Here is a 19,711-nt window from a genome sequence, read left to right as displayed (position 1 = left end):
AGGTTTCGGAAAACGTCCCGGCGGACTTAAGCTCAGTGTCGTGACGTCGTTTCGTAAGGCGTCGTTTCTTAAGGCGTCGTGGCGTAAGGCGTCGACTTGTCAGGTCGTCTTGGTCTTGTCAGTTGCGCGGCGGTTTCGACGCCACGATGTCGTCGGCCTTGACCCATCCGGGCGTGCCGACGGCGAAACGGGTTTTCGCGCGCGTCGCAAGCTCGCGGGCGGTCTTGTTGTCGCCGCGCAGATAAGCGGCCTGCGCCGACGCCAGATCGGCCTCGGCATAGTCGCCCTTCCGGCCATAGGCCATCGCGAGCTGCATGTAGCCGAGAATGGCCTCCGGTTCCCGTGCGACCGCGGCCCGGAGAATCCGAACAGCGTCATCGGTGTAGGCCTTATTATCGGACCCAACCAGAGCCTGCCCAAGTAACATCTCGATGAGGGGCGCGTTGTTCGAAAGTGCGACAGCCTTGCGCAGGGCAGGGATCGCCTCGGCCGGCTTGCCGCCCTCCAGCAGGGCCTGGCCGCGCACCTCGTAAAAATACGCATTGTTGGGCTGGACCTGGATCAGCGCGTCGATCTGGGTGAGCGCGCTGCGCAAATCCCCGTGCAGATAGGTGCTGATGGCGCGGGCGTAGCGCGCCGGCATGCTGTCATTGGTCAGGGGATAGCGGCGATACACCGTCTCCGGCCGCTCCATGAAGGCGGAGATCTTGGCGCGCACCATGTCGTGGCGGAGCTGGAGCGCGGGATCGTCCTTCTTGTCCCAATAAGGGCTGGAGCTGGCGAACTCTTGCAAGGAAGCAACGCGCTCGGCTGGCATCGGGTGCGACTGGAGATAGGGATCGGCGCCGCGTGCGGCGAACAGACTCTCGCTGGTGAAGCGCTTGAACGTCTCGTACATGCCCTTCGGCGACTGCTGGGTCGCAGTCAGGAATTTCACGCCGGCGCGGTCGGCATTCTCCTCCTGCTGGCGCTGGTAGGACAGCAGCGTCCGGCGGATCATCTCTTGGGGGCCGGCGAGGGCGGCGGCTCCTGCATTGGCGAGGCCATTGTTGCCGGCGCTCCCACTGCCGCGGGTGCTGCCCACGGCCATCGCGCCCGCGCCGAGCAGCATGGCGATGATCATCTGGGTCTGGGCATTGGCGAGCTGCTCGCGCAGCTTGGATAGATGGCCGCCGGCCAGATGCCCGGTTTCGTGCGCGAGCACGCCGATGATCTGGTTCGGCGTCTCCGACTGGAGGATCGCACCGTAGTTGACGAAGATGCGGCGACCATCGGCGACGAACGCGTTGAACGAGCCCTCGTTGACGATCACCATCTGGATGTTCTGCTTTTCCAGACCGGCGGCGCGCAGGATCGGGCGCGTGTATTCGCGCAGCAGCTGCTCGGTCTCGGTGTCGCGCAGGACCGGCGGTCCCTTGGCCTGCGCATGCGCGGCCGAGAACGGCGTCAGCGCGATCGCAGCCGCCGCGACGAGGGAGGTGAGGGCGGTGGCCGTCTTGCGCAATGCGATCTGGAACAACATCAAGCGGTCTGGGTCAAACGGTCTTGTCAGCAGGCTTGTCAGGCATTCCTGGTCAAGCAGTTCAGTGATTGGTTTTGGCGATTGGCGGCCGACCGGATACGCGATATGCCCCTTTGAGCCGCACCCCTTATGAGCCGTACAATGCGGCCAGTCTGGGGCGCAAGCACCCCGTTTCCCGGGTCGGACGGATCGGCCCGCCAGCGAAATAGCAGAAATCGATGCACGATGCGACCTTGAGGAACCGATTGGGAGAGTGGCTCGCGCCCTCCCGCCGCAGCGATGTTCCCCCGTTCATGGTGATGGACGTGATGGCCGCGGCGGCCCGGATCGAAGCGGCCGGGGGCCATGTCATCCATATGGAGGTCGGCCAGCCCGCCGCCGGCGCGCCGAAGACTGCGATTGCAGCCGCCCATGCGGCGCTCGAGGCAGGGCGGATCGATTATACCTCAGCGCTGGGCATCCCCTCCTTGCGCGAGCGCATCGCGCGGCATTATCGCGACGCCTATGGCTGTGACGTCAGCCCCGAGCGAATCGTGGTGACCACCGGCTCCTCCGGCGGGTTCATTCTGGCCTTCCTGGCGATGTTCGAGCCGGGCGACCGCGTTGCCGTAACGGTGCCGGGCTATCCGCCGTACCGTCATATCCTCACCGCGCTCGGCTGCGAGCCGATGCTGATCGAGACCACGAACGAGACGCGCCATGCGCTGACCGGCGAGGCGCTGCTGGCCGCCCATCGCAAGGCTCCGCTGAAGGGCGTGCTGGTCGGCAGCCCCGCCAATCCGACCGGGACCATGATGTCCCGCGAGGCGCTCGCCGGGCTGATCGCGGCGGCGGAAGACGCGGGCATCCGTTTCATCTCGGACGAGATCTATCACGGGCTCGACTACGCGTTTCCCGCGGTGACGGCGGCGGCGCTGTCGGACCACGCGCTCGTGATCAACTCGTTCTCGAAGTATTTTTGCATGACGGGCTGGCGCGTCGGCTGGATGGTCGTGCCCGAGATTCTGGTGCGGCCGATCGAGCGGCTGCAGCAGAACCTGTCGATCTCGGTGCCGTCGCTGTCGCAGATCGCGGCCGAAGCGGCCTTCGACGGCGCGGCCGAGATGGAGGAGATCAAGCACGGCTATCAGGAAAACCGGCGCATCCTGATCGAGGGATTGCCCAAGGCCGGCCTGACCAGGTTTCTGCCGGCTGACGGCGCATTCTATCTCTATGCGGACGTCTCGGACTTCACCTCCGACAGTTTCGAGTTCGCCAAGCAGATGCTCGAACAGGCCCATGTCGCGGTCACGCCGGGGCTCGACTTCGATCCCATCCATGGTCGTTCATTCATAAGGCTCTCGTATGCGCGTTCGGCTGCGGAGATGCGGGAAGCAGTTGACCGGATCGCTCACTGGCTTAAATAGCCGCCAGTTTTCGACAGCCTTCTGGAGTGCAACTTGTCTGACCGTTCCGTCCCGTCTACCGCCACGCATTCTCCTCTCGCCGCATTGATGTGGCCAGTCCGGCCGGGTGAAACCGTCGGCGCCTTGCGCGCCGTCGTGCTGATTGCGCTCGGCACCGCCTTGATGGCGCTGTCAGCCAAGGTGAACCTGCCGTTGCCTTACGTGCCCATGACATTGCAGACGCTGGTCGTGTTGATGATCGGCGCCGCCTATGGCTGGCGGCTTGGCAGCGCAACCATGATCGCCTATCTCGCCGAGGGCGCGATGGGCCTGCCGGTGTTCGCCGGTCCGGTTGGTGGAATCGCACCGCTGGTGGGCCCGACCGCGGGCTATCTGTTCGGCTTCATTGGCGCCGCCTTCGTCACCGGCTGGCTCGCCGAGCGCGGCTGGGATCGCAGCGTAATGCTGCTGTTTGCGGCCATGGCTGTTGGCCACATCCTCATTCTGGCCGCGGGCTTTGGCTGGCTGGCCTTCGGCCTCGGCCTTGGCGCCGCAAAGGCGTGGCAGGTCGGCCTGATGCCGTTCGTTGCGGCCTCGCTGGTCAAGAACGCGCTGGGCGCGACGTTGATGCCGGTGATACGCCGGGTCGTCGATCCCAGGTAAAGCGCGCAATAACGAGCAGTTCCGATTGACAGGGCCGGCCAAGTTGATCTTGGCTGGCCTGGCGTTTTGAGGGGGAGTGAAACAATGACGACGACAACGATGGTGGGGGCGCCGGTCGCGCCGCCCGCCGCAAAGCCGTGGTACAAAGTTCTTTATATCCAGGTGCTGATCGCGATCGTGCTCGGCGCCATCGTCGGCTGGCTCTGGCCGTCAGTCGCCACCAACGAGTGGATCAAGGCACTCGGCGACGGCTTCATCAAGCTGATCAAGATGGTGATCGCGCCGATCATCTTCTGCACCGTTGTCTCGGGCATCGCCCACATCCAGGACGCCAAGAAGGTCGGCCGCATCGGCGTCAAGGCGCTGGTCTATTTCGAGATCGTCTCGACCTTCGCGCTGGTGATCGGACTTATCATCGGCAATCTGGTGAAGCCGGGTGCGGGCTTCGGCGGCGCCGCCGCCAACGCGCAGGCCGTCGCCAACTACGCCAAGCAGGCCGAAGGCCAGAAGTCGGTCGACTTCGTGCTGCACATCATTCCGGACACTGTCGTCGGCGCCTTCGCGCAGGGCGAGATCCTGCAGGTGCTGCTGTTCTCGGTGCTGTTCGGCTTCGCCATCATGGGGCTCGGCGAACGCGGCCACACCATCCGCAGCTTCATCGACGACGCCGCGCATGCGGTGTTCGGCGTCATCTCCATCGTGATGCGCGCGGCCCCGATCGGCGCCTTCGGCGCGATGGCCTACACCATCGGCAAGTTCGGCACTGGGGCGATCCTCAACCTGGTCGGCCTGATCGCGACGTTCTACGTGACCGCGGCGCTGTTCGTGTTCGTCGTGCTCGGAACCATCGCGCGCGTCGCCGGCTTCTCCATCTTCAAGTTCCTCGCCTACATCAAGGACGAGCTGCTGATCGTGCTCGGCACCTCGTCCTCGGAAAGCGCCTTGCCATCCTTGATGGAAAAGCTCGAGCGCCTCGGCTGCTCGAAGTCGGTGGTCGGCCTCGTGGTGCCCACGGGCTATTCGTTCAATCTCGACGGCACCAACATCTACATGACGCTGGCGACCCTGTTCATCGCGCAGGCGCTGGGCTTCGATCTCACCTTCGGCCAGCAGCTCACCATCCTGGTGGTGGCGATGCTGACCTCGAAGGGCGCCTCCGGCATCACGGGTGCGGGCTTCATCACGCTGGCGGCGACGCTCGCCGTGGTCGATCCGCGCCTCGTGCCGGGCATGGCGATCGTGCTCGGCATCGACAAGTTCATGAGCGAGTGTCGCGCGCTGACCAATCTGTGCGGCAACGGCGTTGCCTGCGTGATCGTCGCCTGGTGGGAGGGCGAACTCGATCGCGACAAGCTCAACGCCAACCTCGCCAGGCAGATCGATCCGACCGACATGGAAACGGCGGTCACGACGGACTGATCTGCATTTGGCGGTGCCGAGCGCCGTCAGATCTTGAAGTAATGGGGCTGGTCGAGATCCTCGATCAGCCCTTTTTCTTTGGGCGACCAGCCGAGAGCAGCACGCGTCTTCGCGCTCGAGGTCGGAACGTCGGCGGCCGCGAACTGTGCGAACCAGCCGAAATGCGCGGGCGCTTGCTCGGGCGATTGGGACACGACGGGCACGCCGAGCCGCCGGCCGATCACTTCCGCAATCGCCTTGAACGGCACGCCTTCCTCGGCGATCGCGTGATAGTGCTTCGCAGCTGCGCCTTGCTCCAGCGCCAGCCGGTAGACGCGCGCGGCATCGAAGCGGTGCGCGGCGGGCCAGCGGTTGCTGCCATCGCCGACATAGGCCGATACGCCTTTCTGGCGCGCGAGGTTGATCAGGATCGGGACGAAGCCGTGGTCGCCCTCGCCATGCGTGGAGGGCGGAAGACGCACCACGGCGGCGCGGACGCCGGCCAGTGACAGCGCGGTCGATTCCGACACGCGTGGAAAGCGCTGCGATGATTCATCGTCCTCGGTGGCGAGGCGGCCGGGCGCAAGCAGCGCGACGCCGGAGGTGACGATGAGGGGGCGACCGGAGCCCTTGAGCTCCTCGCCGATCGCCAGGATCGCTCGGCGGTCGAGCTCGCAATTGTCCAGAAACTTCGAGAAGTCGTGGTTGAAGCCGAGGTGCAGGACGCCGTCGGAGGCGGCCGCGCCGCTGCGCAACGACGCGTGATCCTCCAGCGACCCGCGATGAACATCGGCGCCCATCGCGGCGAGCGCCGCGGCTCCCGCGTCGGAGCGGGCGAGGCCCGTGACCCGGTGGCCGGCAGCGATCAGGTCGCGGACGACGGCGGAGCCGACGAAGCCGGTGGCGCCAGTGACGAAAACACGCATGAGTATCTCCAGAGTTGGTGGAGACGACCATCTGCGCTAGGATTATCCGGGTAAAGTAGTGACGTTATCAGGGTATGATAGCTAACAGGATGAGCGAGAGCGCGACAGCCGAGAACCTCTTGGGGACCTACCTCAAGGACCGCCGCACCCGGCTCGATGCCGCCGCGTTCGGCTTCGCCAGTAGCCGCAGGCGTACGCCCGGGCTGCGTCGCGAGGAGGTGGCGCAGCGCGCCAATATCAGCCCGACCTGGTACACCTGGCTCGAGCAGGGCCGCGGCGGCGCGCCGTCGCCCGATGTGCTCGACCGCATCGCCGGCGCGCTGATGCTGACCGATGTCGAGCGCGAGCACCTGTTCCTGATCGGCCTCGGCCGCCCGCCCGAGGTGCGCTACCAGGCGAGCGAAGGCGTCTCGCCGCGGCTGCAGCGTGTGCTCGACGCGCTGGAGACCAGCCCGGCGATCATCAGGACTGCAATTTGGGACGTCGTTGCCTGGAATCGCGCGGCGACCATCGTGCTGACCGATTACGCCAACCTCCCGCCGGAGCGGCGCAACATCTTGCGGTTGATCTTCTGCGAGCCGCGGGTGCGCGCCGCGCAACATGACTGGGACAGTGTGGCCCGCTTCGTGGTCGCCGCCTTCAGGGCGGATGCAGCGCGGGCCGGGGCCGTCTCGCATGTCGCCGACTTCGTCGACGAGCTCTGCCGCCTCAGCCCCGAATTCGCATCGCTATGGCGCGACAACGACGTCCGCGCCCATGGCGAGGGCGTCAAGCATCTACGCCACCCCGTGCTCGGTCCGATCGCGTTCGAATATTCGGCCTTTGCCGTCGATGGTAGGCCCGATCTCGGCATGGTCGTCTACAATCCGGCGACGCCTGATGATGCCGAACGCATCAGGACACTTCTCGCCGAGCGCGCCGGCTGACGGAATTTGCGTACTCGCGCGTTCAACCTGCATCTGGCGACGCGCGCGCGGTGCTTGCCGTCAACACTGGGAATTAGAACCGCTCCGGCCGGTACGGCGTCGGATCGATCGCCGGCGTTTCGCCGCTCATCATCTCGGCGAGCAGGCGCCCGGTCGCGGGCCCCAGCGTAAAGCCCTGGTGGCCGTGGCCGAAGTTCATCCAGAGGCCGGGATGGCGTGGGGCAGGGCCGAGCACCGGCAGCATGTCGGGCGTGCAGGGGCGGGTGCCGAACCACGGGGCGGGCTCGACCCGCTTGCCGAGATCGATCAGCTCGCGCGCGGAGGCTTCCGCGCCGGCGAGCTGCACGGGCGTTGCGAGCGCGTCCAGGCCGGTCAGCTCCGCGCCGGTGGTGATGCGGATACCCTTCGCCATCGGACCCATGGCGTAGCCGCCGGCCTTGTCGACTAGCGGCAGATCGAGCGACGCGCCACCGCTGTAATGCATGTGGTAGCCGCGCTTGCGCACCAGCGGGATGCGATAGCCGAATTTGAGCAGCAGATCGGGCGACCACGGCCCGAGCGTCACGACGGCGTGGGCGGCGTCGATGTGTCCAACGTCGGTCTCGACCGACCAGCCGGTCGCGGTCTGCCGCAAGCTCTGGGCATCGCCCAGCACGATGGTGCCGCCGAGGCGCTCGAACAGATCGGCATAGGCCGTGACCAGCGCGCCGGGATCGGACACGGTCCAGGTGTCGAGCCAATGGATCGCGCCGGGCAGGTCGTCGCGCAGGACAGGTTCGGCCTTGGCGAGCTCGGCGCCCGAGAGCGCGCGAAACCTCACGCCGAATTCGCGCTGGTCCTCTTCCGCCGCCTTGACGGCGAGATCGAACGAAGCTGCGTCGCGATGCAGGTGTCGGTATCCCGCGCGGCGGATCAGATTGTCGGCGTGGGCTTCGCGAATGAGGATGTCGTGCTCCGCCGTCGCGTAGGCGATCAGCCGCGCCCAGGCGTCGATCGCGCCGCGATGCCGCTTCGGCGCCGAATGCCACCAGTAGCGGAGCAGGGGCTCGATATGGAGATGAAGCGATGAGAGGCTGTAACGCACGTCGTTGGTGCGGCCAGTCGCGATCTTCAGGAGCGTGGCGAGGTCGCGTGGCATCGGATAGGGGCGCACCGCTTCCGCCTGGATCATCCCGGCATTGCCGTAGCTGGTCTCGCGGCCCGGCTCCCTGCGGTCGATCAGCGTGACGGACCAGCCGCGCTGCTGGAGGTGCAGCGCCGCGCTGACGCCGATCATGCCGCCGCCGAGGACGATCGCGCTTTGCATTGGAAGAAATTCTCCTGTCAGGCCGTCTGCGGCGTGAGCTTCGGCTCGGCCGTGTTGATGGTCGCGGCGACCACGGCGGATAACGCCGTCATCGCCACGAGGAAGCCGAAGGCGGCATCGAACGATCCGGTTCCGGTCACGATGAAGCCGATCGCAACGGGTGCGACGAAGCCCGCGCTCTGGCCGCCGAGATTGACCATGCCGATGCCGGATCCGATCTGGTCGTCGCGGAGCAGCTTGGTCGGAAGCGCAATCACCGAGGCCAGCACGAAGGATTTGAAGAAATAGACCACCGACTGGTAGGTGATCAGCATCGCGATCGTCTCCGCCTTGTACATGGCGTAGAGGAAGATGCCGGTCAATGCGGAGGCGCCGATCAGCAGATATTTTTCGCGCTCGGCGAAGAACGTCGTCATCACCCAGCCGCCGATCGCAGTCGCGATCGTCGCCATCACGAACGGGATCGGCGCCACGATGCCGACGGTCTTGAGGTCGAGCCCGCGCTGCTGGAGCAGATAGAGCGGCATCCAGGAATCCAGGCCCTTGTTGACGCAGCTGAGGCCGAACCACACCACCATCAGCTGCCACAGCAGCGGATTCTTCATGAGCTCGCGCATCGGTGCACGGTTCTCGGCCTTCGCCCCCGACGGGTTCGGATCGTTCGCGCCCGGGCGGCCCAGATACGGGACGAAGACGAAATAGGCCACCGCGAACACGATGCCCGCGATGCCGATCGCGTTGAAGGCATGGCGCCAGCCGAGCCAGAGGATCAACGGCGCCATGATCAGCGGCGCGATCATGCTGCCGGCATAGTTGGACGACAGCAGCAGCGCCGACATCTTCGGCCGGCTGTCCTTCTTGAACACCTCGGCGACGGCACGGATGCTCGCCGGCGGGAAGCCGCCCTCGGCGATACCGAATAGGAAGCGGATCGCGATCAGCGAGGTGAGTGACCAGGCAAGGCTCGTGAACGCCGTAAACAGCGACCACATCACGATGGTGATGATCACCACATATTTCGATCCGAAGCGGTCGGAGAGCCATCCGCCCGGCACCTGCATCGCGGCATAACCGAGGAAGAACGCGCTGATGACGATGCCGAGATCTGCGGCCTGGAGGTTGAAGTCCTTGCCGATCTGGGCCAGCGCCAGCGAGATCGCGGCGCGGTCGACATAGGAGATGCAGTAGGCGACGTAGAGCAGGACGAATGCGACGATGCTGGTCTTCCTCGGCAATTCCGTCATCCTCGTCTCCATTGCGTCGATGCCGCAGCTAGGGCTGGCTTCCGGTCATTCCCAAGTTCTTCATTCCCAGGTCAGGAAGCCGGGTGCAGTCGAGAGCGGCGGCGCCGCGGCAAGCCGGGCCAGATCGGGCGCAGGCCGGCACAATTGCGCGTCGCCGGCGAACGCTGCTTCGAGGCTCGCGGCCACCGCGAGCACGGCGGCGTCACCGCCACGCTGACCGACGATCTGCAGGCCGAAAGGCAGGCCAGATTCATCGAGGCCGAGAGGAATGCTGATGGCGGGATGGCCGGGAAGCGTGACCGCATAAGCGAGCGCGAGCCAATGGAAGTAGGATTTGGTAGGTAGCCCGTCGATCTCCGCGGGATGCGGCTCCGACCACGGCCGCGGACTGAGCGTGATGGTCGGGCTGATCAGCACGTCGCAGCTTTCGAAGAAGCTTTGCCAGGCGCGATAGATCCGCGTCTGCGTCGTTGCGGCGCGCGCGTGATCTTCGAGCGTGTAGCCGAGGCCTTCCTCGACATTGGCGCGGACATTGGGCCCGAGCATCTCGGGCCGCTCCTTGTAGTTCTTGCCATGTGTCGCCAGGAACATGCCTGCACGCAGCACGGCGAAGGCGTCGTCGGCGCCGGAGCAATCCGGCGTCGCCTCGCGGCACTCGGCAAAGAGAGGTGCAAGCTTGCTCACGCGCTGACGGAACACGCGCCGGATCGCCTGCTCGGTCGGAGCAAAGCCGAAATCTTCGGTGAAGGCGAGGCGCAGCCTGCCGAGCTCTGCGGGGCGCGGCGCGGCCCAGCGTTCGGCACGCGCGCGCACGGACTCGCCGGGCAGCGTATAAGCGAGCGGATCGCGGGCATCGTCGCTCGCCATCACCGACAGCATCAGCGCGGTGTCGGCGACATTGCGCGCCATCGGCCCGTCGGTCGACAAATTGGACCAGCCGAACACGCGCTTCTCGCTGGCGACGAGGCCGTAGGACGGACGCATGCCGACAATGCCGGCGAAGCCCGCCGGATTGCGCAATGAGCCGCCGGTGTCCGACCCCGAGGCGAGCGGAGCCATGCCGCAGGCGAGCGCCACCGCCGAGCCGCCGGAGGAGCCGGCCGCCGAGCGCATCGGATCGAACGGATTGCCGGTCGCGCCGAACACGGGGTTGCGGGTGTTGCCGCCGGCCGCCCATTCCGGTGTGTTGGTCTTGCCGAAGATGATGGCGCCAGCTGCGCGCAGCCGCGCGACCGAGGCCTGGTCGGCGAGCGGGACGTTGTCCGTGTGCAACGGGCTGCCATAGGTGGTGCGCAGGCGAGCAGTGTCCTGGGTGTCCTTGATGAGAACAGGGAGCCCGTGGAGGGCGCCATGATCCTCGCCGCGCAGGATGGCGGCCTCGGCTTCCCTGGCAGCGGCGCGAGCGCCTGATACGTCCAGCGTCACGACGGCGTTGACGGCGGGATTGACGGTGGCGATCCGCGAAAGGCACGACTCCAGCAGCTCGACGGGTGAGATGTCCCGGGTAGCCAGTCGGCGGCGCAGTTCAACGGCGCTGGAATCGCAAAGCTCGGACAATGCCAATCCCTTTCAAAATTTGAAAACGATTTAGCATATCGGAAAGTGAAGGCTGCGCACCAATATTCGTCAGAACCGGCCGTTTCATGCACAAATGCTGGTTTACCTGCCCAAGCCGCGACCAGATGCGGAACCTGGCGCCGCCCTCAGTCGAAAAGATTAAGTGGATCGGTCAAACAATTTCTCTGTTGCCGTGGTAGCCTTGCTGCATGAGCGAGATCCTGACCACGCCGGAGGGCGCGAACTCCCAGCTCGGCCAATGCCTCAAGGCTGCCCGCCAGGTGCGGGGGCTGACGCTCAAGCAGGTGGCGGAGCGGACCGGCATGGCGCTGTCGACCCTGTCAAAGGTCGAGAACGGCCTGATGTCGCTGACCTATGACAAGCTGCTCCAGCTCACCTCCGGCTTGAAGATGGAGATCGCCGAGCTGTTCAATCCGGCGCCCCCGCGTCCCGAGCAGAGCCGGCCGGTCACGGCGCGACGGAGCATCAGCCGCGCCGGGCAGGGGCAGGTGATCACGACCGGATTCTACACCTACACCTATCAATGCACCGATCTGATCGGCAAACGCATGGTGCCGATCCTGGCCGAAGTCCGGGCGCGCTCGCTGGAGGAGTTCGGTCCGCTGCTGCGCCACGCAGGTGAGGAATATTTCGTGGTGACGAGCGGACGCGTTGCCGTCCACACCGAGTTCTACGCGCCGGAGATCCTGGGCGAGGGCGACGGCATCTATCTCGACAGCACCATGGGCCACGCCTACCTCAACGCCGGTGAAGCGTCTGCTGCGAAAGGCGTCTGCCTCTGCACCAGCGAGGCGCCCGACCTCTATGATCAGCTCCGCCGCATCGCTTCGCGCGACGTGGCGCCGATCGAGGACGATCCACCGTCGCTCTGAAGTCGGCAACGAGAGTGCGGAACGAAAAACGCCCGGCCGAGGCCGGGCGTTCTTGATTGGGGCTTGTTTATTCGCCGCCGCCGAAGCGGCGCGACCACCAGCCGGCACGACGCGGTGCGGCCGACGTTTCGCTTGCCGCTGCGGGCGCGGGCTCCGGAGCCGGTGCGGGCGGGGCAACCGGCTCGGCCGCCTGAGCAACCGGTGCCGGTTCACTCTGGCTGCTCGATAGGAAGCTCACCTTCTCCCGAACTGTCGAACGGCGTCGTGCAGCCTTGTCGTCGGCGTGCTCTTCGTCCGCGGCAGCAGGAGCCGGTTCAGGCTGAGTCGTTGCCTCGATCTTTGCCTCGGCGCGCGGCTCTGGCTGGGTGACCTGTGGCTGCGAGGTGTGCTCGGCCTGCGCGATCGAGGGCGCAGCCTCGCCGCCAAAACCGTCGAAATCGGCGACTGCGTCGGTCGCCTCCGACGGCGCATTGGCCGCGAGCTCGTCGCCGATGGAGCCGGCGAGACCTTCTTCACCAGGACCGCGACGGCGGCGTCCGCCACGGCGGCCACGCCGGCGACGGCGATCGGCGCTGCCCTGCTGTTCGCCACGGGCTGCCTGTTCCTCGCCTTCCTCGCCGTCCGGCTCGGCCTCTGCATCCTCTTCGCCTTCGCCGGCCGCCAGGGCCGTCTCAACAATAGCGGGAGCGCCATCTTCGCGCGTCTCCTCGTCGCGCGGGCCACCGCGACCGCGGCGACGACGGCGACGCTTGCGGCGCTGGCTGTCCTGTTCGGTCGCGGCGTCGCCTGCGGCCTGCTCCTCGACGAGACCCTCGGTCTCCTCGGTCTCGACCTCGGATTCGGTCTCGGGATCGAACTCCTCGTCGTCATAGGCTTCTTCGACCAGGGGCGGCGGGCTTGCGGCCGCCTGGGCCGCCAGCAGAGCCTTGGCGGCTTCCAGCGTATGCACCTGCTCGCCGCGGTCGATGACATAGGCCTGAGGCCCGTTGACGCTCGGGTCGGCGATGACCGCCAACGTGACCTTGAAGCCGTTCTCGAGGTCGCGCAAATGGCCGCGCTTGTGGTTCAGCACATAGAGCGCGACGTCGGTGCGGGTGCGGACCACCAGATTGTGGGTCGCGCCCTTCATCAGGATCTCTTCGAGGCCGCGCAGCAACTGGAGCGCAACCGAGGACACCGAGCGCACATGGCCGGTGCCGCCGCAATGCGTGCAGGGATCGGTCGAGGACTCCAGCACGCTGGCGCGGATGCGCTGGCGTGACATCTCGAGCAGGCCGAAGTGCGAGATGCGTCCGACCTGGATGCGCGCGCGGTCCTGCCGGAGGCAATCGGACAGCTTGCGTTCGACCGCGCGATTGTTGCGCTTCTCGTCCATGTCGATGAAGTCGATGACGATCAGGCCGGCGAGGTCGCGCAGCCGAAGCTGACGCGCGACTTCCTCGGAAGCCTCGAGATTGGTCTTGAGCGCGGTGTCCTCGATATGATGCTCGCGCGTCGAACGACCGGAGTTGACGTCGATCGAGACCAGCGCTTCGGTCTGGTTGATCACGATGTAGCCGCCGGAGCGCAGTTGCACGGTCGGCGAGAACATCGCATCCAGCTGGCTTTCGACGCCCATGCGCGAGAACAACGGCTGGCCGTCGCGATACTGCTTCACCGCGCTCACATTGGCGGGCATCAGCATCTTCATGAAATCGCGCGCTTCACGGTAACCGGATTCACCGGCAACTGAGATCTCGTCGATCTCCTTGTTGTAGAGGTCGCGCAGCGAGCGCTTGATCAGCGAGCCTTCCTCGTAGACGAGGGTCGGAGCCTGCGACTTCAGCGTCATGTCGCGCACCGTCTCCCACATCCGGATCAGGTACTCGAAATCGCGCTTGATCTCGGGCTTGGTGCGGGCGGCACCCGCGGTGCGCAGAATGATCCCCATGCCCTCCGGCACGTCGAGATCCTGCACCACTTCCTTCAGGCGCGAACGGTCCTGCGCGCTCGTGATCTTGCGGCTGATGCCGCCGCCGCGCGCGGTGTTCGGCATCAAGACGGCATAGCGGCCGGCGAGCGAGAGGTAGGTCGTCAGCGCCGCGCCCTTGTTGCCGCGCTCTTCCTTGACGACCTGCACCAGCATCACCTGGCGGCGCTTGATGACTTCCTGGATCTTGTACTGGCGGCGGGGACGGAAGGTGCGTTCCGGCACTTCCTCCAGCACATCGTCGCCACCGACGGATTCAACGACGTCCTCTTCGGCTTCCTCGTCGTCCTCGTCTTCGTCGTCATCCTCGGCCGCCACTTCGGAGTCGTGGTGCGGAGCCTGCACATTCTCGCCGGGGGCGTACACGGCGTCGGCAGGCTCAGTCGCCGATGTCACGGCCTCGGCAAGATCGTCGGCGTGTGCGTCGGAGGCAACTTCGTGCGGCTCGGCAACGGCCTCAGTGGCGACCGCGGGCTCGGCGCCGATCGCTGCGACAGGCGCCGGTGTCTCGTCGGCATGATCATGGTCGTGGTGGTCGTGCTCGCCGTGATGACCGTGGTCACCATGGTCGTGGGCGTGATGATCGTCACCATGGGCATGATGATGGTCGTCGTGGTCATGTGTTTCGTGGCCGTGATCGTCATGATCGTGGCCGTCGTGCTCGCCGTGATGCTCTGCGGCGTGCAGGTGCTCGCCCTCGTGCGACGCGCCCTCGGGCAAGGCCTCGCCCTGGACCTGCCGGGCCGCGGGGTCGCTGCCTTCGACGATTTCGCTGCGGACGCGCTCGCCATGGCTACGGCGGCGGGAATTGCGGTGGCGGGAGCGGCGGCGGCCCTGGGAGCGGTTCTCGCTCTCTTCCTCGGCCTCGCGATGGGCCTGCTCCTCGGCTTCGATCAGCGCCTGCCGGTCGGCAACCGGGATCTGGTAGTAGTCGGGATGGATTTCGCTGAAGGCGAGGAAGCCGTGGCGGTTGCCGCCATATTCAACGAAAGCGGCCTGGAGCGAGGGTTCGACCCTTGTGACCTTGGCGAGGTAGATATTCCCGCGCAGTTGCTTGCGTTGCGCGGTCTCGAAATCAAACTCTTCGACGCGATTGCCGCGGACCACGACGACCCGGGTCTCTTCCGGGTGGGTGGCATCGATCAACATCTTGTTGGGCATGTCTTAACTCTTGGCGGCGGCGGGCGCGATTCACCGTGGGCGCCATCAGCGCTGCCGGGTGACGCGACGGTCCACCTGATTCGGGGGTGAGGGGAAGGCCGAAACGCCGTCTCTCGCGCCTTGCCGAACCGAAAGCCGGAGGACCAAAGCGGCGCGCGGAATTGTCACTCCGCAGCGTCGCGAATGGTCCTTCAGAATTGGTCGGCACAGTCTGGCGCATCAAGCGTCGGCCCGTATGAAACATTGGGCGGCGGGGCCGCCCCTCAATCAGTTGCTGTTGGCCAGGCATGGCGCGAGCGCGCTCGCCTTGGGTATTACGAACCGCTCCCTTGGGATTAAGGGACCGGGTAACGGGTTGCGCCGCTGTCAGAACCGTCCCGGAAACGTGGTGGTAACCGGGGACCGTCCGCCGCCGGGGCTTGCCCCGTCCACCTCGCTGCCGCGCACCGCGCTGGACTTAGAGGGGAACGGAAAAACGCTGGAATTCCCAAACCTTGAGAGTTCCGGCGCTGCACCGGGAGGCTGAATGCGACACAACCGGAAATATCGGCCGTCAGCATTCCGTACATACGTGGATTGGGCCATCCGTGCAAGGAGCGTCGCACGGCGGTCACAGTCAGCGAGTTTCGCGTGTCCGTCATTAAGGATCGTTTAACCCTGTGGTTCTATTGCGTTAAAGAGGCTGCTCGGAGGCACGGAATCTGGTGGCGAGCCGCGCAAATCAAAGGATCTTGCTGGGATGCGTGCTGCTCTGCGCGGCGGCATTGCCGTGCGCTGATTCCTCGCGCCTGAAGGCCGCCGAAAGTCAGCCTCAACTCCCTGTTGCATCAGCGAATTTCGCGACGGCCTCGGCCGCCCGGCTGGCCGGTGACGGCAAGCAAACCCGCTTTGTCCTCGACATCGATCAAACCGTGACCTTCCGCGCCGTCATCTTGGCCGACCCGTACCGGGTGGTGGTCGACGTCCCCCAAGTCAATTTTCAACTTCCCGCCGGAACCGGGTCCAGCGGACGCGGCCTGGTCAAGGCCTTTCGCTATGGGCTGGTAATGCCCGGCGGCTCCCGAATCGTGTTCGACCTGTCGGGCCCGGCCAAGATCGCCAATTCCTACGTGGTGGAGGCTGCCAACGGACAGCCGGCGCGGCTGGTGCTCGAACTGGAGGAGGTCGAACGCACCGCCTTCGTGCCGTCGCTGGCTCCGGAAAACCGTCCTGAGCTGCGGCCGGCAATTGCCGATCCGCCGCCCGCGACGGTTCCCGCATCTGCACACCCCGAAGCCGGGCAGAAGGCCGATGGCCGCGCGGTGGTCGTCATCGATCCCGGCCATGGCGGCATCGACAACGGCACGCAGTCGAGCGGCGAGAGCGAGAAGAATCTGGTGCTGGCCTTCGGCCTGGCACTGCGCGAACGGCTGGAAAAGACCGGTAAATATCGCGTGGTGATGACGCGCGACGACGACACTTTCATCCCGCTCAACGACCGGGTCAAAGTCGCTCGCAACCTCAAGGCGGCGTTGTTCGTCTCGATCCATGCCGACGCGCTGCCGCGCGCCGAGGGCGATGCGCAGGGCGCGACCATCTACACGTTGTCCGACAAGGCCTCCGACGCCGAGGCGCAGCGGCTGGCGGATGCGGAAAACCGGGCGGACGCCATCGCCGGCTTCAACCTCGCGGAGGAGCCGACCGATGTCGCCGACATCCTGATCGATCTCACCCAGCGGGAAACCCGCACCTTTTCAAGTCGTTTTGCTCGCCTGTTGATGGGCGAAATGAAGTCGACCGTGCGGATGCACAAGCATCCCCTGAAGTCGGCCGGATTCCGGGTGCTGAAGGCGCCCGACGTGCCGTCGGTCCTGGTCGAGATCGGTTATGTCTCCAACAAGGGCGACCTCGAGCATCTGGTCTCCGAGGGATGGCGGTCACGTGCCGTGGGCTCGATGGCGCAGGCGATCGACGGGTTTTTGGCGAAACGGATGGCCACGGCCGGATCCTCGAATTGAGAGTGATTTTCCGTCCCGCCGCAAAAGCCCTAGTTTGGCCACAGCGGGCGCTTTATAAAAACGCCGCAGGGGGTTCCGGAATCGGCGAGAATCCCGCTCGGCAAGCGTCTTGGGTCCGGCACTGATATTGAGTAAGGCCGGTGAATTCGCGATGGTTTGGTGCCTGTTTCGGGTGCTGAGGGCTGATCTTAAGCTGGTCTTGGGCTGTTCTTTGGGCTGATCCAGAGTTTGAACGGATAAACAGATAATGCGCTTGCTGGTGCGGTTCATGGGCTTCCTGTTCGCCGCGGGAACGGTGTTGTTCCTTGTCGGGGTCGGCGCCGTCGCAGGCCTGATCTGGCATTTCTCCAAGGACTTGCCGGACTACTCTCAGCTTCAGGATTACGAGCCGCCGGTGATGACCCGCGTGCACGCGACCGACGGCTCGCTGCTCGGCGAATACGCCAAGGAGCGGCGGCTTTACCTGCCGATCCAGGCAGTGCCGAAGCTGGTGATCAACGCTTTCCTCGCGGCCGAGGACAAGAATTTCTACGAGCATGGCGGCATCGACTACACCGGCATGGCGCGCGCCGGCGTGGTCTACATCCAGAACTACGGCTCCAACCGCCGTCCGCAGGGCGCTTCCACGATCACCCAGCAGGTCGCCAAGAACTTCCTTCTGACCAACGAGGTCTCCTTCGCGCGCAAGATCAAGGAAGCCTTGCTGGCGATGCGGATCGAGAAGACCTACTCGAAGGACAAGATCCTCGAGCTGTATCTGAATGAAATCTATCTGGGCTTAGGTGCCTACGGAATCGCGGCGGCGTCCCTGGTTTATTTCGACAAGTCGGTGAACGAGCTGACGGTGGCGGAAGCGTCCTATCTCGCGGCGCTGCCGAAGATGCCCGCGACCCTGCATCCCGTTCGCAACCGCGACCGCGCCATCGAGCGCCGCAACTATGTGATCGATCGTCTGGTTGAGAACGGCTGGGTCAAGCAGGCCGACGCCGACAAGGCGCGCAAGGAGCCGCTGGCCGTGACCAGCCGTTCCAACGGCGCCCACACCTTCGCCGGCGAATATTTCGCGGAGGAAGTGCGCCGCGACATCTTCGAGCGCTATGGCGAGAAGAAGCTGTACGAGGGCGGCCTCTCGGTCCGCACCACGCTCGATCCGAAGATCCAGGTCATGGCGCGCAAGACCATGGTCGCCGGTCTCGTCAACTATGACGAACAGCAGGGCTATCGCGGCGCCATCAGCAAACTCGACATTTCGGGCGACTGGGGCGTGAAGCTCGCCGAGATCAAGTCTCTGTCCGATATCTCGCCGTGGCGCATGGCGGTGGTGCTGGAGACCAGCGACCAGTCGGCGCGCATCGGCTTCCAGCCGAGCCGCGAGCTCGGCGGCGCCGTCAGCAAGCAGCGCGAGACCGGCCTCATCACGCTCGACGGCATCAAATGGGCGAGAGCGGCCTCGGGGGCTGCGAAGGGCAGGGCGGCGAGCGCGGTATCGCAGGTGCTCCAGCCCGGCGACGTGATCTACGCCGATCCGCTATACAAGGACGCCCAGCCTGTCGAAGGCCAGTACCGGCTGCGACAGATCCCCGAAGTGTCCGGCGCGATGGTGGTGATGGACCCCTGGACCGGTCGCGTGCTGGCGATGGTCGGCGGCTTCTCGTTCGACCAGAGCCAGTTCAACCGCGCCACGCAGGCCTATCGGCAGCCCGGCTCGTCGTTCAAGCCGATCGTCTATTCGGCCGCGCTCGACAACGGCTATACGCCCTCGACTGTCGTGCTCGACGCGCCCATCGAAATCGACCAGGGCCAGGGCGCCGGCGTGTGGCGGCCTGAAAACTTCTCCTCGGGCAAATTCCAGGGGCCGGTGACGCTGCGCAATGCGCTGCGGCAGTCGCTCAACACGGTGACGGTGCGCCTCGCCCAGGACATCGGCATGCCCCTGATCGGCGAATATGCCCGCCGCTTCGGCGTTTATGACGAACTGCCGAACTATCTCTCCTACGCGCTCGGCGCCGGCGAGACCACGGCGATGCGCATGGTCACGGCCTATTCGATGCTCGCCAATGGCGGCCACCGGGTGAAGCCGACCCTGATCGACCGCATCCAGGATCGCTACGGCCACACCATCTTCAAGCACGACCAGCGCGAATGCCGCGGCTGCGACGCGCCGGGTGGTTGGAAGAACCAGAACGAGCCGCAGCTGATCGACCGCCGCGAGCAGGTGCTGGATTCCATGACCGCCTATCAGATCACCGAGCTGATGGAAGGCGTGGTCCAGGCCGGTACCGCGACCGTGGTCAAGCAGGTCGGCAAGCCGATCGCCGGCAAGACCGGCACCACCAACGAGGCCAAGGACGCCTGGTTCGTCGGCTTCTCGCCCGACGTCGCCGTCGCCATCTATATGGGCTACGATAAGCCGCGTCCGCTCGGCAAGGGTAACGCTGCGACCGGCGGCCATCTGGCAGCTCCCATCGCACGCGACTTCCTCCAGCTCGCGCTCGCCGACAAGCCCGCGGTCCCGTTCAAGGTACCGGCCGGCATCAAGCTGGTGCGGGTCGTCGCCAAGTCCGGCATGCGCGCCGGTCCGGGCGAGACCGGCGGAACCATCCTCGAAGCCTTCAAGCCGGGCACGGCGCCGCCGGATAATTATTCGGTCATCGGCGTTGCCGATGCCGACGGCCGCATGCCGGCGTCACAGCAGCAGCAGCCGGATTCCGGCTTCTTCATGCGGCCGGGCACTGGCGGGCTGTACTAGGGCTTAGGACAATAA

Annotated in this window: 13 protein-coding genes; 7 read left to right on the top strand and 6 right to left on the bottom strand. The window is 65.6% G+C overall.

What is annotated here, in order from left to right; all coding sequences use genetic code 11:
• Nucleotides 1–118: 118 nt before the first annotated feature.
• Nucleotides 119–1,522 carry a M48 family metalloprotease gene (locus tag AC0L3J_RS04955; protein WP_027517691.1) on the bottom strand — a complete coding sequence of 468 codons (1,404 nt, stop codon included), beginning with the start codon at nt 1,520–1,522 and terminating at the stop codon, nt 119–121.
• A 218-nt stretch (nt 1,523–1,740) separates the two neighbouring features.
• On the opposite strand from AC0L3J_RS04955, the gene AC0L3J_RS04950 reads away from it, so the two are divergent.
• From AC0L3J_RS04950 to AC0L3J_RS04940, 3 genes are all read left to right on the top strand, one after another.
• Complete coding sequence (locus AC0L3J_RS04950) at nt 1,741–2,928, top strand: pyridoxal phosphate-dependent aminotransferase (protein ID WP_473346220.1); 1,188 nt, start codon at nt 1,741–1,743, stop codon at nt 2,926–2,928.
• Between the two features lie 87 nt (nt 2,929–3,015).
• On the top strand, nt 3,016–3,570 hold the full coding sequence (locus AC0L3J_RS04945; protein ID WP_473346745.1) for a biotin transporter BioY: 555 nt from the start codon (nt 3,016–3,018) through the stop codon (nt 3,568–3,570).
• 84 nt (nt 3,571–3,654) lie between these two features.
• The gene (locus AC0L3J_RS04940; protein WP_473346219.1) at nt 3,655–4,989 is read left to right on the top strand and encodes a dicarboxylate/amino acid:cation symporter; all 1,335 of its coding nucleotides are present in this window, start codon (nt 3,655–3,657) and stop codon (nt 4,987–4,989) included.
• Nucleotides 4,990–5,015: 26 nt separating this feature from the next.
• Here the strand turns inward: AC0L3J_RS04940 and AC0L3J_RS04935 are convergent, their stop codons facing one another.
• Nucleotides 5,016–5,894, bottom strand: a complete 879-nt coding sequence (locus AC0L3J_RS04935) for an SDR family oxidoreductase (RefSeq protein ID WP_473346218.1) — start codon at nt 5,892–5,894, stop codon at nt 5,016–5,018.
• An 89-nt stretch (nt 5,895–5,983) separates the two neighbouring features.
• Here AC0L3J_RS04935 and AC0L3J_RS04930 point away from each other — a divergent pair, with 89 nt between their 5' ends.
• Nucleotides 5,984–6,820 carry a helix-turn-helix transcriptional regulator gene (locus tag AC0L3J_RS04930; RefSeq protein WP_473346217.1) on the top strand — a complete coding sequence of 279 codons (837 nt, stop codon included), beginning with the start codon at nt 5,984–5,986 and terminating at the stop codon, nt 6,818–6,820.
• 73 nt (nt 6,821–6,893) lie between these two features.
• On the opposite strand, the gene AC0L3J_RS04925 is transcribed toward AC0L3J_RS04930, so the two are convergent.
• The 3 genes from AC0L3J_RS04925 to AC0L3J_RS04915 are packed head-to-tail and all read right to left on the bottom strand — an operon-like array spanning nt 6,894 to nt 10,927.
• The gene (locus AC0L3J_RS04925; RefSeq protein WP_473346216.1) at nt 6,894–8,126 is read right to left on the bottom strand and encodes an NAD(P)/FAD-dependent oxidoreductase; all 1,233 of its coding nucleotides are present in this window, start codon (nt 8,124–8,126) and stop codon (nt 6,894–6,896) included.
• Between the two features lie 17 nt (nt 8,127–8,143).
• On the bottom strand, nt 8,144–9,370 hold the full coding sequence (locus AC0L3J_RS04920) for an MFS transporter (RefSeq protein ID WP_473346215.1): 1,227 nt from the start codon (nt 9,368–9,370) through the stop codon (nt 8,144–8,146).
• 60 nt (nt 9,371–9,430) lie between these two features.
• A complete protein-coding gene (locus tag AC0L3J_RS04915; RefSeq protein ID WP_473346214.1) occupies nt 9,431–10,927 on the bottom strand; it encodes an amidase in 1,497 nt (498 codons plus the stop codon).
• A 209-nt stretch (nt 10,928–11,136) separates the two neighbouring features.
• Between AC0L3J_RS04915 and AC0L3J_RS04910 the strand changes: the two genes are divergently transcribed.
• Entirely contained in the window at nt 11,137–11,820 is a 684-nt protein-coding gene (locus AC0L3J_RS04910) for a helix-turn-helix domain-containing protein (protein WP_473346213.1), read from the top strand.
• A gap of 67 nt (nt 11,821–11,887) precedes the next feature.
• On the opposite strand, the gene AC0L3J_RS04905 is transcribed toward AC0L3J_RS04910, so the two are convergent.
• On the bottom strand, nt 11,888–14,950 hold the full coding sequence (locus tag AC0L3J_RS04905) for an Rne/Rng family ribonuclease (protein WP_473346211.1): 3,063 nt from the start codon (nt 14,948–14,950) through the stop codon (nt 11,888–11,890).
• Nucleotides 14,951–15,654: 704 nt separating this feature from the next.
• Between AC0L3J_RS04905 and AC0L3J_RS04900 the strand changes: the two genes are divergently transcribed.
• Together AC0L3J_RS04900 and AC0L3J_RS04895 are read left to right on the top strand one after the other, a co-directional pair.
• Entirely contained in the window at nt 15,655–16,947 is a 1,293-nt protein-coding gene (locus tag AC0L3J_RS04900) for an N-acetylmuramoyl-L-alanine amidase (protein ID WP_473346210.1), read from the top strand.
• Nucleotides 16,948–17,194: 247 nt separating this feature from the next.
• On the top strand, nt 17,195–19,696 hold the full coding sequence (locus tag AC0L3J_RS04895; RefSeq protein WP_473346209.1) for a penicillin-binding protein 1A: 2,502 nt from the start codon (nt 17,195–17,197) through the stop codon (nt 19,694–19,696).
• Nucleotides 19,697–19,711 lie beyond the last annotated feature (15 nt).

The sequence above is a fragment of the Bradyrhizobium sp. Kon37 genome, assembly GCF_055807535.1.
This window is presented reverse-complemented; position numbering and strand designations above follow the sequence as displayed.

Excerpts from the sequence above, each read along its gene's own strand:
- AC0L3J_RS04940 (WP_473346219.1), top strand. The coding sequence starts at position 3,655 with ATGACGACGACAACGATGGTGGGGGCGCCGGTCGCGCCGCCCGCCGCA.
- AC0L3J_RS04955 (WP_027517691.1), bottom strand. The coding sequence starts at position 1,522 with ATGTTGTTCCAGATCGCATTGCGCAAGACGGCCACCGCCCTCACCTCC.
- AC0L3J_RS04935 (WP_473346218.1), bottom strand. The coding sequence starts at position 5,894 with ATGCGTGTTTTCGTCACTGGCGCCACCGGCTTCGTCGGCTCCGCCGTC.
- AC0L3J_RS04950 (WP_473346220.1), top strand. The coding sequence starts at position 1,741 with ATGCACGATGCGACCTTGAGGAACCGATTGGGAGAGTGGCTCGCGCCC.
- AC0L3J_RS04910 (WP_473346213.1), top strand. The coding sequence starts at position 11,137 with ATGAGCGAGATCCTGACCACGCCGGAGGGCGCGAACTCCCAGCTCGGC.
- AC0L3J_RS04905 (WP_473346211.1), bottom strand. The coding sequence starts at position 14,950 with ATGCCCAACAAGATGTTGATCGATGCCACCCACCCGGAAGAGACCCGG.
- AC0L3J_RS04930 (WP_473346217.1), top strand. The coding sequence starts at position 5,984 with ATGAGCGAGAGCGCGACAGCCGAGAACCTCTTGGGGACCTACCTCAAG.
- AC0L3J_RS04945 (WP_473346745.1), top strand. The coding sequence starts at position 3,016 with ATGTGGCCAGTCCGGCCGGGTGAAACCGTCGGCGCCTTGCGCGCCGTC.
- AC0L3J_RS04925 (WP_473346216.1), bottom strand. The coding sequence starts at position 8,126 with ATGCAAAGCGCGATCGTCCTCGGCGGCGGCATGATCGGCGTCAGCGCG.
- AC0L3J_RS04920 (WP_473346215.1), bottom strand. The coding sequence starts at position 9,370 with ATGACGGAATTGCCGAGGAAGACCAGCATCGTCGCATTCGTCCTGCTC.
- AC0L3J_RS04895 (WP_473346209.1), top strand. The coding sequence starts at position 17,195 with ATGCGCTTGCTGGTGCGGTTCATGGGCTTCCTGTTCGCCGCGGGAACG.